Annotated in this window: 12 protein-coding genes; 8 read left to right on the top strand and 4 right to left on the bottom strand. The window is 68.8% G+C overall.

What is annotated here, in order from left to right; genetic code table 11:
* Positions 1–21: 21 nt before the first annotated feature.
* A complete protein-coding gene (locus ABIE65_RS20735; RefSeq protein WP_354080375.1) occupies positions 22–1,266 on the top strand; it encodes an NAD(P)/FAD-dependent oxidoreductase in 1,245 nt (414 codons plus the stop codon).
* A 154-nt stretch (positions 1,267–1,420) separates the two neighbouring features.
* Here the strand turns inward: ABIE65_RS20735 and ABIE65_RS20730 are convergent, their stop codons facing one another.
* Complete coding sequence (locus ABIE65_RS20730; protein WP_354080374.1) at positions 1,421–3,013, bottom strand: ABC transporter substrate-binding protein; 1,593 nt, start codon at positions 3,011–3,013, stop codon at positions 1,421–1,423.
* A 281-nt stretch (positions 3,014–3,294) separates the two neighbouring features.
* Between ABIE65_RS20730 and ABIE65_RS20725 the strand changes: the two genes are divergently transcribed.
* From ABIE65_RS20725 to ABIE65_RS20705, 5 genes are all read left to right on the top strand, one after another.
* On the top strand, positions 3,295–5,406 hold the full coding sequence (locus tag ABIE65_RS20725; RefSeq protein WP_354080373.1) for a 3-hydroxyacyl-CoA dehydrogenase NAD-binding domain-containing protein: 2,112 nt from the start codon (positions 3,295–3,297) through the stop codon (positions 5,404–5,406).
* Positions 5,407–5,608: 202 nt separating this feature from the next.
* Complete coding sequence (locus ABIE65_RS20720) at positions 5,609–6,457, top strand: fumarylacetoacetate hydrolase family protein (RefSeq protein WP_354080371.1); 849 nt, start codon at positions 5,609–5,611, stop codon at positions 6,455–6,457.
* 150 nt (positions 6,458–6,607) lie between these two features.
* Positions 6,608–7,483: a TIGR03620 family F420-dependent LLM class oxidoreductase gene (locus tag ABIE65_RS20715; protein WP_354080370.1), complete on the top strand. Its 876-nt coding sequence runs from the start codon at positions 6,608–6,610 to the stop codon at positions 7,481–7,483.
* Between the two features lie 67 nt (positions 7,484–7,550).
* Positions 7,551–8,309, top strand: coding sequence for an alpha/beta fold hydrolase (locus tag ABIE65_RS20710; RefSeq protein ID WP_354080369.1), 759 nt, complete (start codon positions 7,551–7,553; stop codon positions 8,307–8,309).
* Positions 8,310–8,324: 15 nt separating this feature from the next.
* Positions 8,325–9,566 (top strand): MFS transporter, encoded by a 1,242-nt coding sequence (locus tag ABIE65_RS20705; protein ID WP_354080368.1) that lies wholly within the window; start codon positions 8,325–8,327, stop codon positions 9,564–9,566.
* An 18-nt stretch (positions 9,567–9,584) separates the two neighbouring features.
* Here ABIE65_RS20705 and ABIE65_RS20700 read toward each other — a convergent pair whose 3' ends face one another.
* Positions 9,585–10,388, bottom strand: coding sequence for a hypothetical protein (locus ABIE65_RS20700; RefSeq protein ID WP_354080367.1), 804 nt, complete (start codon positions 10,386–10,388; stop codon positions 9,585–9,587).
* A gap of 188 nt (positions 10,389–10,576) precedes the next feature.
* Here ABIE65_RS20700 and ABIE65_RS20695 point away from each other — a divergent pair, with 188 nt between their 5' ends.
* The gene (locus tag ABIE65_RS20695) at positions 10,577–10,834 is read left to right on the top strand and encodes a type II toxin-antitoxin system ParD family antitoxin (protein WP_354080365.1); all 258 of its coding nucleotides are present in this window, start codon (positions 10,577–10,579) and stop codon (positions 10,832–10,834) included.
* 40 nt (positions 10,835–10,874) lie between these two features.
* Positions 10,875–11,117: a type II toxin-antitoxin system RelE/ParE family toxin gene (locus tag ABIE65_RS20690; protein ID WP_354080364.1), complete on the top strand. Its 243-nt coding sequence runs from the start codon at positions 10,875–10,877 to the stop codon at positions 11,115–11,117.
* Here ABIE65_RS20690 and ABIE65_RS20685 read toward each other — a convergent pair.
* Both ABIE65_RS20685 and ABIE65_RS20680 read right to left on the bottom strand, forming a co-directional pair.
* On the bottom strand, positions 11,087–11,275 hold the full coding sequence (locus tag ABIE65_RS20685) for a hypothetical protein (protein ID WP_354080363.1): 189 nt from the start codon (positions 11,273–11,275) through the stop codon (positions 11,087–11,089). The genes ABIE65_RS20690 and ABIE65_RS20685 overlap by 31 nt on opposite strands.
* 96 nt (positions 11,276–11,371) lie before the next feature.
* A complete protein-coding gene (locus ABIE65_RS20680; protein WP_354080362.1) occupies positions 11,372–12,319 on the bottom strand; it encodes a homocysteine S-methyltransferase family protein in 948 nt (315 codons plus the stop codon).
* Positions 12,320–12,371: the final 52 nt, after the last annotated feature.

The following is a 12,371-nucleotide window of genomic DNA, read 5'->3' as shown; positions in this document are numbered from 1 at the left end:
TCCGCCGCCGGACAGTGCCGCATGACGCAGCCGCAGGAAGTGATCGTCATCGGCGCCGGGATCGTCGGCGTCTGCTGCGCACTCTACCTCCGCCGCGAAGGCTTCGGCGTCACGCTGATCGACCGCGGCGAGCCCGGTTCGGGCGCGTCGCTGGGCAACGCCGGCAACCTCGGCATCGCCTCCTGCGTGCCGCACGCCCTGCCGGGCGTGCTGGCCAAGGTGCCGAAGATGCTGTTCGACGACGCCTCGCCGCTGCGCGTGCGCTGGAGCCATCTGCCGAAGTCGGTCGGCTGGTTCGCGCGCTTCGTCGCGTCGGCGGCACCGGCGCGGGTCGCGGCGATCGCCGATGCGCGCAACAGCCTGCTGTCGCGGCTCTACGAGGGCTATGCGCCGCTGATCGACATGGCCGGCGCGCACGACATGGTGAAGGCCTCCGGGCTGCTCTTCACCTACGAGAGCGAGGCGGCGTTCGCCGGCGCCACCTACGGCCTCGACCTGCGCCGCGAACGCGGCGTCTCCGTGGAGACGCTGAGCGGCGACGAGGCGCGTGAACTGGAGCCGGCGCTGTCGCCCGCCGTGACGCACGCCGCGCACTTCCCCGGTGTGTCGATGACGGTGAACCCGCAGCGCCTGACCCGGGTGCTGGCCGAGTGCTTCGTACGCAACAACGGCATGCTGCTGCGCGAGACGGTGCAGGGCTTCGACGTCGGCCCCGACGGCGTGCGCGGCGTGCAGACCGACGGCGGTCTACGGACCGCCGACCGCTACGTCATCGCCGCCGGCGTCTGGTCGCGGGCGCTGGCGAAGCAGGTGGGATCCGACCTGCCGCTGGAGGCGGAGCGCGGCTACCATGCGATGATCCCCGCGGCCGCCGACCTGATGCGCATGCCGGCGATCTCCGGCGACCGCTCCATCGCGCTGACGCCGATGGAGCACGGCCTGCGCGTCAGCGGCATGGCCGAGTTCGCCGGCCCCGAGGCGCCCGCCGACTGGCGGCTGATCGACCGGCTGACGAAGCATGCCCGTGCGCTGCTGCCCGGCCTGCAGGGCGAGGTGGGGTCGCGCTGGGTCGGCTCGCGCCCGTCCTTCCCCGATTCCAAGCCGGTGATCGGCCCGAGCCCGCGCCGCCCGGAGGTCTTCTACGCCTTCGGCCACGACCATATCGGCCTGGCGCTGGCCGGGATCACCGGGCGCATCGTCGCCGACCTGATCGCCGGCCGCGACCCCGGCATCGACCTCGCGCCGTTCCGGCCCGACAGGTTCTGAGAAGCGGCACCGACGCCAGCCGCCATCCGCGAGGTGCGCGGGAACCTTCCGGGGGACGCATGCCGGGGAGGCTGGCGACGACGGAATCGGCCGGAGCGGGCCGTCGCGGACGATGAGGGAAGCCGCCTGTGGCGCCTCCCCTTCGCCGGGATCGCTACCGGTCCAGCCAGATGTCCTCGAGCCGCCAGCTGTTGTACATGCCGTTGGCTATGTGCGTGTAGTTCCGTACGTAAGGCTGGTGGCAGGTCGCCGAGATATTGTGGAAGAGTACCGTCCGTGCGCCTTCCGCCGTCAACTGACGGTCGATGTCCCAGACCATCTTCCGGCGCGTCTCGAAATCCGTCTCCATCGACTGGGCGAGAAACTTCTTTTCGAGCTCCGGATTGCAGTAGCCGGTGTAGTTGCGCTCCGAGTTGCAGGAGAAGTTCTCGAACAACACCGCGTCGGGATCGTCGATGACGTTTCCGGTCAGATTGAGGGCGACGGTATAGTCGCGCCGGGCGAGCCGGACATACCAGAGCGCCACCTCGATCGTTTCCAGGTCGGCGTCGATGTAGATCTCCTTCAGATGGTCGATCAGGATGACCGCCGGGTCGCGGAAGCTGGCGACGTTGCGGGCGGCCAGCTTCACCTTCAGGCGGTTCTCGGGCCCGTAGCCGAGTTCCCGCATGATTGCGCGCGCCTTCTCGCGGTTCTGCTCGACGTCGCCGGCCTGCCCCGGGATCTGGTCCAGGACGTCTTCGGGCAGTCCCCACACCCCGGCGGGTACCGCCAGCATCGAGCCGCCTTTGAGGGCCTTGCCTTCGGTCAGAATGTTGACGAACGCCGTCCGATCGAGGGTGAGCATCACCGCCTGCCGCAGCTGGGCGTTGTCGAACGGCGGCCGGGTCCGGTTCAGCATCATGTTCGTGTTCAGGATCGTCGATCCCACGTGGCACTGCACCTGGGGCGCCTGTTCGGCGAGTTGCTTGACCAGCGGAACCGTGATGTCGCCGGGCGAACTCATCTGCAGGTGGTCCGAGACGAGCGACAGGACCCGCGTGGACCGGTCGCGGATGATGTTGAACTCGATCCCGTCCAGATAGGGCAGGCCCTTCTTCCAGTAATCGGGGTTCTTGACCAGCCTGACGACCTCGTTCTGCCGTAGCTCGGCGAACTTGAAGGGGCCGGTCCCGATCGGGTGCAGGCGCATGTCCCGCGCCGACACATGGCAGGGATAGACCGGCGAACCGCCGGAGGCGAGCATGTTCAGGAGCGACGGCTGCAGCCGGCCGACGTGGAAGGTGACCTCATGGTCGCCGTTCGCCGTCACCTCCTTGAGGTTGTCGTACCAGGGCTTGCGCGGATTCTTGCGCATCGGTTCGGCAGACTGGCCGATGATCGTGTCCCAGGTACACTTCACGTCACGCGCGGTGAACGGCTTGCCGTCGTGCCATTTGACGCCCTCGCGCAGCGTGAAGGTGAGCTTCGTCCCGTCCCCGCTCCAGCGCCAGGCCGTCGCCAGCTCGGGAATGATGGATTCGATGGTGTTCCGCTCGACGTGCGGGTCGTAGAGGATCAGGTTGTTGAACACGGGCATGAAGGGAGCGATGGTGTTGATCGTCGCTTCTTCATGGATCGACCCGCTCGGCGGCGTCGAGGCGAGTGCCAGCTTGAACACCCCGCCGGACTTCTGAGCGGCCGCCGGTCCCGCGCAGAGCGTGACGGCAACGGCGCAGACCGCAGCCGGTCTCCAGAAACTGGACATTCCCTTTGCTCCCTTCTTGTTCTTGTCGAAGAAGCTCAGGCGGGATTCCCCAGGTTGGAATCCATCCATGCAGGAAGGATGTTCCGATGGCGCCCGGTTGGCAATCAGCTCCCCCCTGACGGTCGGCAGCAGGCCGCCTCGCACGGGATCTGGCCGTGCCGCCCGCGGGGCTCGGCGTCCAGCCATTCCGCAGTCCGGGCACCCGTGATAAGCCATCCGGCGAGCAGGGCCGTCATCGGCCCGATATCAACGCACGCCGCCCCAACACGCCGGAGGAACGCATGTCCGAGAAGGAGCTGGTCCGCTTCGAGAAGCGCGGAGCCATCGGGATCATCACCGTGGACAACCCGCCGGTGAACGCTCTCAGCCCCGGGGTTCCGGAGGGCATCCTGGCCGCGGTCGAGGCCGGCAACGCCGATCCGGCGATCAAGGCGATGATCCTCACCGGTGCCGGCCGCAGCTTCATCGCCGGCGCCGACATCCGCGAGTTCGGCAAGGGCAAGCCGCGCCCGGCGCGCAAGACCCAGGACGTGCTTGAGGAGAGCGAGAAGCCGATCGTCGCCGCGATCCACGGCTTCGCCCTCGGCGGCGGCCTCGAATATGCGCTCGGCTGCCACTATCGCGTGGCGCTGAAGGGCACGAAGGTCGGACTGCCGGAGATCGCCCTCGGCCTGCTGCCGGGCGGGGGCGGCACCCAGCGCCTGCCGCGCCTGATCGGCCCGAAGAAGGCGCTCGACCTGATCACCTCCGGCCGCCACGTGCCGGCCGAGGAAGCCAAGCAGCTGGGCATCCTCGACGAGGTGTTCGACGCCGATCTCGTCGGCTCGGCTGTCAGGTTCGCCGAGGGCATCGCCGACACGCGCCCCTTCCGCCGCATCTGCGAGCTGTCCGACAAGCTCGAGGCCGACATGAAGGCCGAGCCCGGCATGTTCGACGCCAAGCGCAAGGAGATCGCGCGCCGCGCCCGCAACCAGAAGGCGCCCTACAACAACATCGCCGCCGTCGAGGCCTCGACCACGCTGCCCTTCGCCGAGGGCCTGAAGCGCGAGCGCGAGCTGTTCGAGGAGCTGGAGAAGTCCGAGGAATCGCGCGCCCTGCGCTACGCCTTCTTCGCCGAGCGCGAGGCGATGCGCGTGCCCGACATCGGCAAGGACGTGCCGGTGAAGAAGGTCGAGACCATGGCCGTGGTCGGCGCCGGTACCATGGGCGGCGGCATCGCCATGAGCTGCGCCGACTTCGGCATGCCGGTGCGCCTGCTGGAGGCGAGCCAGGAGGCGCTCGACCGTGGCATGGCCCGCATCCGCAAGAACTACGAGGTGAGCGTCCAGCGCGGCAGCCTCGCCGCCGACGAGATGGAGCGCCGCTTCGCGCGCATCACCCCGGTGATCGACTATGACGACATCGCCGACTGCGACGCGGTCATCGAGGCGGTGTTCGAGCAGATGGACGTGAAGAAGGAGGTGTTCGCCAAGCTCGACGCGACGATGAAGGACGGCGCCCTGCTGCTGACCAACACGTCCGCCCTCGACGTCGACGAGATCGCCAGCGCCACGAAGCGGCCCGAGGCGGTCGCCGGCGCGCACTTCTTCAGCCCGGCCAACGTCATGAAGATGCTGGAGGTCGTGCGCGGCGAGAAGAGCTCCAAGGAGACCGTCGCCTCGACGATGGCCCTGGGCAAGGCGATCGGCAAGGTGCCGGTGGCCTGCGGCAACTGCGACGGCTTCGTCGCCAACCGCAGCCGCGCGCCGTTCAACAGCGAGATGGTCATCCTGCTGGAGGAGGGCTGCCTGCCGGAGCAGGTCGACAAGGTGATGATCGACTTCGGCTACCCGATGGGGCCGTTCGCCGTCGGCGACCTCGCCGGCCTCGACATCGGCTATGCCGGCCGCAAGCGCCGCGCCGACGCCAACCCGAACTACCGCAAGCTGCCGATCGCCGACAAGCTGTACGAGATGGGCCGTTACGGCCAGAAGACGGGTGCGGGCTGGTACCGCTACGAGAAGGGCGACCGCACGCCGCATCCCGACCCCGAGGTGGCGAAGATCATCAAGGAGACGGCGGCGGAGATGGGGGTCGAACAGAAGACCTTCACCGACCAGGAGATCCTGCGCCGGCTGCTGCTGTCGTCGGTGAACGAGGCCTGCCGGATCATCGAGGAGGGCATCGCCTACCGAGCCTCCGACATCGACATCATGTGGCTCTACGGCTTCGGCTTCCCGCGCTATCGCGGCGGCCTGATGTTCTGGGCCGACCAGATCGGCTCGCGCGACGTCTACAACCAGATCGCCGCCTGGCACCAGCAGTATGGCGACCGGTGGAAGCCGTCCGCCCTGCTGCGCCAGCTGGCCGAGAGCGGCACGCCCTTCCGCGAGGCCAAGCCGCCGGCGAAGTGAACAAACGAACGGTTTATAAGTAGCGCCTCGTGCTGAGGAGCGCCCTCGGGCGCGTCTCGAAGCACGGGGCGCGGTCCAAAGCTCTCGGACCGGGGACCCTCGCCCTTCGAGACGCCGCCCGCGGCGGCCCTCAGGGTGAGGATCACCTACTGAGCCGGAATGTGAAGACGTTGGGCGTCATCTGCGCTGGAGGACGAAGAACATGAAGCTGCTGACATTCTCGGTCGACGGGACGGTTTCCTGGGGTGCGGTGAAGGGCGACGGCGTCGTCGACCTGGGCAAGCGCTTCGGCGCGCGTGCGCCGACGCTGCGCGCCGCCTTGGCCGGCAACCATCTGCACGAGGCGGAGGGCATGGTGGAGGCGAACGACGCCGACCACGCCCTCGGCGACATCGTCTATCTGCCGGTCATCCCCGACCCCGACAAGATCCTCTGCGTCGGCCTGAACTACGAGCCGCACCGGCTCGAGGGCGGCCATCCGAAGACCGAGCATCCGACCATCTTCTCCCGCTTCGCCAGTTCGCAGACGGCGCACGAGCAGCCGCTGCTCAGCCCGCGCGAGTCCGACAAGCTCGACTATGAGGGCGAGATCGCCATCGTCATCGGCAAGGGCGGCCGCCGCATTTCGCAGGACAAGGCCCTCGATCACATCGCCGGCTACGCCTGCTACAACGAAGGCAGCGTGCGCGACTGGCAGCGTCACAGCGGCCAGTACATCCCCGGCAAGAATTTCGAGAAGACCGGCTCCTTCGGCCCCTGGATGGTGACGCCGGACGACATTCCGGACGCGAACGACCTGATCCTGGTCACCCGCCTGAACGGCGAGGAGATGCAGCGCGCCAACTCGTCCGAGCTGACCTTCCCGATCCCGGAAATCATCGCCTACTGCTCGACCTTCACCGAGCTGGTCCCCGGCGACGTGATCGTCACCGGCACCCCCGGCGGCGTCGGCTCCCGCCGCGAGCCGCCGGTCTTCATGAAGCCCGGCGACGTAGTCGAGGTGGAGGTCTCCTCCATCGGCGTGCTGCGCAACAAGGTGGAGCGGGACTAGATCAAAGCGCCGTCGGTGCGGTCTCATCACTGTCGTGCCCGGGCTTGACCCGGGCATCCAGAGTCGCAGCCTGATGCGTGCACCCCTGGATTGCCGGGTCGAGCCCGGCAATGACAATGGGATACGTGATATCGCCTAACGGAGCACACCATGAAGCAAGGCAGCCTCGGCGTCTGGTTCTCGACCAACGGGCTGGACCGGCCCGAACTCGTCGAACTGGCGCAGGCGGTGGAGAAGGGCGGCTACGAGACGCTCTGGTACCCGGAGGCGCTCGCCTACGAGGCGATGTCGCTCGGCAGCTTCCTGCTGTCGCAGACGAGCCGCCTGAAGCTCGCCACCGGCATCGCCAACATCTATGCGCGCGACGGTATGGCGGCGGTCGCCGGCCATGACGGCCTGAACAAGATCTACGGTGGCCGTTTCACCCTGGGCCTCGGCGTGTCGCACAAGCCCATGGTCTCCGGCCGGCGCAACCAGAACTATGGCAAGCCGCTGACCGCCATGCGCGAATATCTCGAGGGCATGGAAAAGGCCGGGCTCGACCCGAAGTTCGCGCTTTCCGACCGCAACGTCGTCCTCGCCGCCCTCGGCCCGAAGATGCTCGAACTGGCGCGCGACAGGACGAAGGGGGCGCTGCCCTACAACGTCACGCCTGAGCACACGGCGATGGCGAAGGAGATCCTGGGGCCGGACCGCCTGCTCTGCGTCGAGCAGAAGATCTGCCTCACGACCGACGCGTCGGCGGCCCGCGCCAGCGCCAAGCGCAACATGAAGCGCTACATGCCGCTGCCGAACTACTACAACAACTGGCTGCGCCTGGGCTTCTCGGAGTCCGAACTGGCCGACGGCGGCAACGACCGCTTCCTCGACGCCATGGTCGCCTGGGGCAGCGAGGCGCAGATCCGCGAGCGGGTCGACGCGCACTTCGCCGCCGGCGCCACCCACGTCTGCATCCAGCCGCTGCGCCCCGACGACAGCTGGGCGCCCTGCTACCGCGCGATCGAGGCGTTCGCCCCCGGAAGCTGAGCCCGCAGAAGGTCCGGAAGCCGGACACGAGAGAAGCGGAAAACAAGAAACGACGGAGGATACGCCCATGCCCGCGCTCGACCGCGACGGCGTGAAGATCCACTACGAGGCGCACGGCGCCGGCCCCGCCATCCTGCTGACGCACGGCTACAGCGCCACCTGCCGGATGTGGGACGGCCAGATCGCCGCGTTCAAGGACAAGTGGCGCGTCATCGTCTGGGACATGCGCGGCCACGGCGAGAGCGACTATCCGACGGACCGGGCCGCCTATTCCGAGGAGCTGACCGTCGGCGACATGCGCGCGATCCTCAATGCCTGCGGCGTCGACGAGGCGGTGATCGGCGGCCTGTCGCTGGGCGGCTACATGACGATGGCCTTCCATCTGCGCCATCCGCAGATGTGCCGGGCGCTGATGCTGTTCGACACCGGTCCGGGCTTCAAGAAGGACGAGGCGCGCGAGGCCTGGAACGCCACGGCACGCGCCCGCGGCGACAAGCTCGACGCCGAGGGCCTCGCCGGGCTCGGCACCTCCGACGAGGTGCGGCAGAGCCGGCACCGCTCGGCCGACGGCCTCGCCAACGCGGCGCGCGGCATGCTCACCCAGGCGACCTCGGGCGTGATCGAATCGCTGCCGGGCATCGCCGTTCCGACGCTCGTTCTGGCGGGTGCGAACGACAAGCCGTACCTCGCCGCGACCGACTACATGGCGGCGAAGATCCCCGGCGCGCGCAAGGTCATCGTCCCGGACGCCGGCCACGCCTCGAACCTGCACCAGCCGGAGGCGTTCAACGACGCCGTCGGCGCCTTTCTCGCGACCCTGCCCTAAGGAGGCTGCGCGCCGGTGACGGCGGATACGAACTTACGCCGTACGGCGCGCGTCGCCCTCATCGCCCTCTGCACCTGCGTGCTGCTCAGCGCGCTGTCGCGGGGCGCGTCCGAGAGCTATGCCGTCTTCCTCCTGCCGCTCAGCCGCGATTTCGGCTGGGACCGGGCGCAGGCGTCCAGCGTCTACTCGGTGCTGATGCTCAGCCTCGGCCTGTCCTCGCCGATCGTCGGGCGGATCTTCGACGCCTGGGGGCCGGGCCGCGTCTACACCATCGGCCTCGCCACCATGGCGGCGGGCATGACGCTCGCCGGCTCGCTCGACGCGCTGTGGCAGTTCCAGCTCTGCATCGGCGTGCTCGGCGGCTTCGCCGTCGCCGCGGTCGGCCCGGTGACCCAGGCCGCCCTCATCAGCCGCTGGTATCACGACCGCCTGACCACCGCGCTCGCCGGCGTCTCGGCGGCGGCCGGCACCGGCGTGCTGGTGGTCTCGCCGCTGGTCCAGCTGCTGATCGACACCTACGACTGGCGCGGCGCCTATCGCGTGCTGGGACTGGGCCTGTTCGCGGTCCTCCTGCTGCTGCTCTTCCTGCCCTGGAAGGAGATCGCCCGCGGCAGGGGCATGGCGCCCGCCGCCGCCAAGGGCGAACGGCCGGCCGCCACCCCGGGCAGCATGACCCTGCGCGAGGCGCTGCGGACGCGGCCCTTCTGGTCGCTGTTCTTCATTCACTTTTTCACGGCCGCCGGCATGTTCGCCGTGAACCCGCAGATCGTGGCCTTCCTCGTCGAGACGGGCTTTCCCAGCCTGACCGCCGCCACCGCTTTCGGCTTCGCCGGCGTCGCCGCGACGGCCGGCCTCATCACCTTCGGCTGGATGGCCGACCGGGTGGGACGGCTGACCGCCGTGCTGGTCAGCTACGCGATGACCGTCGGCGGCTTCGGCATTCTCGGCCTGCTCGAACTCTATCCGTCCTACTGGCTGCTGGTCCTGTTCGTCGTGGTCTACGGGCCGAGCTTCGGCTCGCGCGGGCCGATCATCTCCGCCATGACCGCCGTCATCTTCGGCCGCGGGCGAAGCCTCGGCGTCATCCTGGGCGCCGTCAGCATGGGCATGGGCACCGGGGCGGCGGTCGGGGCGACCATGGGCGGCCTGCTGCACGACCTGACCGGCGGCTACGGCGTCGTCGTGCTGTTCGCCGCGTCGACGATGGTGGTGCCGATATCGCTGTTCATCTTCGTGCCGGAACTGCGCAAGCAGTAGCCGCCCGGCCGACGCCTGTCAGCGGGCGCGCGCCCGCTTCAGCGGCCCGAGCCGCGCCAGCAGCACCAGCGACCACAGCACCGAGCAGCCGACCGCCGCGGCCAGGGCGAGCGGCGTGCCGATCGGCTCGGCCAGCAGGTGCAGCGCCAGCAGGAAAGCCAGGAAGCCGAACAGCGGCCGCAGCGTGGCGCCCAGCACGGCGGCGGCCGCCGCACCGCCATAGCGCCGGTGCATGATCCAGCTGATCGTCGTCAGGCTGACCGGAAAGACCAGCGCGACACCGGTCGCCGCCGGGCCGATGGCGTCGCTGACCGTCACCACCACCGCGACCAGCACGCCGGTGATGACGGCGCGGACGATGAGGTCCGCCCGGCCGCGGCGGGCGCGGTTCGAGGGCGGCATCCAGGCCGGACTGCGGATGAACAGGAAGCCGAAGGTGAAGGAGGCCGCCGTCAGTGTGAGCGCGATCGGCAGGCCGATGTCGAACTGCTGCACGAGGACGGCGCAGGGCAGCCAGGCCGCCAGCGCCGCCGCGAGGCTCGCCGCCGCCGACAGGCGCTGCGCCACCGACACGTAGACGAACAGGAAGGCGACGATGGCACCCTGCACCGCGAAGCTGTGCAGCGCCGTGTCCGCGACGAACGCGTCGTCGGCGCGCAGCGCCAGGAAGGCGTAGCCCGGTCCCGCCGAGATCGGCAGCGCCAGGATCAGCGCACCCAGCACCGAGCCTGCGCGCTCCGCGGCGACGGAGGCCGAGACGACGACCAGGGCCGTCGCCAGCATCTTGGCCAGCAGCGGCAGAAGGATGTTCGGGTCGAGCAAGGGGACGATCTCTGCGGCGGGGCGACCCGCACAATGCCCCCTCCGCCCGCCGCCGCCAAGCGGGCGGCCCGCACGAGCGCGCCGGGCGGACCCATTATCGGCGGGGGCGTCGCCTACCGGATGATGGTCCATCGCGCGCGAATTGACAGGCATTGCCAAGGTTTGCCATCTTCGCGTCGGAGGTGATCATGGCGACAATGAACGTATCGCTGCCCGATCCGATGAAGGATTGGGTCGAAGCGCAGGCCGCGACCGGGCGTTACAGCAATGCCAGCGATTATGTCCGCGATCTTATCCGGCGCGATCAGGAGCGGGTGGCCAAGCTCGCCGAGCTTCAACAGCTGATCGCGGAAGGGTTGGAAAGCGGGGTGAGCGACCGTTCGATCACCGAAGTTCTGGAAGCTGCGCGGAGACGGGTCAGAAACGCCCGGGACGATACGCTATAGAACGACGCGAAAAGCCGCGCGGGACATCTTTGATATCTACGTGCGGGGCGCGGCGGAATTTGGGACCATTCAGGCCGAACGCTATCATGAGGATCTGGTCGCCGTATTCGATCTGCTGGCGGACAACCCGCGCATCGCGCGTGAGCGAACGGAACTGGTCCCACCGGTGAGAGTGCATCCCTTTCAGGCGCATGTGATCATCTATGTCGTCGATGACGCCGGCGTTCTGATTGTTCGGGTGCTCCATGGGCGTCAGGAGTGGGAGCGGCTTCTGAACTCTTGACGCATGGCAGTGCCCGGCCCCGCCGAGATCGGCAGCGCCAGGATCAGCGCGCCCAGCACCGAGCCCGCGCGCTCCGCGGCGACGGAGGCCGAGACGACGACCAGGGCCGTCGCCAGCATCTTGGCCAGTAGCGGCAGAAGGATGTTCGGGTCGAGCAAGGGGACGATCTCTGCGGCGGGGCGACCCGCACAATGCCCCCTCCGCCCGCCGCCGCCAAGCCGGCGGCCCGCTCGGCGGCGATCGGCCCGATCGTGCTACCGGCAGACGGCGTCGGCGATCGCCGTCACGTGCCTGTGGTCCGTGCCGCAGCAGCCGCCCAGCACCCGCATGTTCGGCAGCAGGCGCGCCAGGACGGCATAGTCCTGGCCGAGTTCGGCCGCGTTTCCCGCGTCAAGGGTCTCGCTGGCGTCGAGTTCGGCATGGCTCTGGCGCGAGGCGTTGGCGCGCAGGCCACCCACGCGCTTCGTCCACGCCGCCGACCCGTCGATGACCGCGCGGAAATGGTCCGGATGGGCGCAGTTGATCATGAAGTAGGCCGGCGCGGACCTTGTCTCCCGGTCCACCTCCTCGATCGCCTCGCCCAGGGGCTGGCCCGTCGGCAGCCGCCCGTCGGTCTCCACGGTGAACGACATGGCGCAGGGCAGGCCGGCCGACGCGGCGGCGCGCGCGATGCCCGTGGCCTCCGCCACGTAGTTCATGGTCATGACGGTGATCATGTCGACGCCGGCCTCGGCGAACACGCCGACCTGGACCGCATGGTAGGCCTCGGCCTCGTCGGCGGACATCATGAAGGCCGGATTGTAGCCGTCGCCGCGCGGCCCGACGTTGCCGCTCACCACCAGCGGCGTGTCCGGCGTCTCGTGCGCATCGCGCAGTTCGAACATCAATTCCACCGCCTCGCGGTTGATCGTGGCGAGCGCCGTCGGACTGTAGCCCAACTTTTCGCCCCAGTCCCGGCTCGCCCGCCAGGTCGGTGTATCGAGCACGAAGCCGATCTTGCGTGTCAGCGCGATGTCGAGATAGCGCTCGTAATACTGCTTGATGCGGCTCCGCCCTTCGCGCGTCCGCAGAAGGTCGAAGGACGCGAAATAGGGGATGTCCACCCCTTCGTGAAAAATGAGTGTAGTCTCCAGGCCGCCGTCGGTCAGCAACGTGCGGCCGTTGAGCTGTGGCAGAGAGTGCCTGTACTTGGCGCGGATCATCGGTATGGCCTCGTCGGTTGTTCGAGGTCGGGAAAATGCCCCCCGAATCCCG

The organism is Constrictibacter sp. MBR-5, from assembly GCF_040549485.1.
Lineage (GTDB): Bacteria > Pseudomonadota > Alphaproteobacteria > JAJUGE01 > JAJUGE01 > Constrictibacter.
Note: the sequence above shows the minus strand (reverse complement) of the source record. Positions and strands in the feature narration are given on the sequence as shown.

Excerpts from the sequence above, each read along its gene's own strand:
- ABIE65_RS20735 (WP_354080375.1), top strand. The coding sequence starts at position 22 with ATGACGCAGCCGCAGGAAGTGATCGTCATCGGCGCCGGGATCGTCGGC.
- ABIE65_RS20730 (WP_354080374.1), bottom strand. The coding sequence starts at position 3,013 with ATGTCCAGTTTCTGGAGACCGGCTGCGGTCTGCGCCGTTGCCGTCACG.
- ABIE65_RS20725 (WP_354080373.1), top strand. The coding sequence starts at position 3,295 with ATGTCCGAGAAGGAGCTGGTCCGCTTCGAGAAGCGCGGAGCCATCGGG.
- ABIE65_RS20720 (WP_354080371.1), top strand. The coding sequence starts at position 5,609 with ATGAAGCTGCTGACATTCTCGGTCGACGGGACGGTTTCCTGGGGTGCG.
- ABIE65_RS20715 (WP_354080370.1), top strand. The coding sequence starts at position 6,608 with ATGAAGCAAGGCAGCCTCGGCGTCTGGTTCTCGACCAACGGGCTGGAC.
- ABIE65_RS20710 (WP_354080369.1), top strand. The coding sequence starts at position 7,551 with ATGCCCGCGCTCGACCGCGACGGCGTGAAGATCCACTACGAGGCGCAC.
- ABIE65_RS20695 (WP_354080365.1), top strand. The coding sequence starts at position 10,577 with ATGGCGACAATGAACGTATCGCTGCCCGATCCGATGAAGGATTGGGTC.
- ABIE65_RS20680 (WP_354080362.1), bottom strand. The coding sequence starts at position 12,319 with ATGATCCGCGCCAAGTACAGGCACTCTCTGCCACAGCTCAACGGCCGC.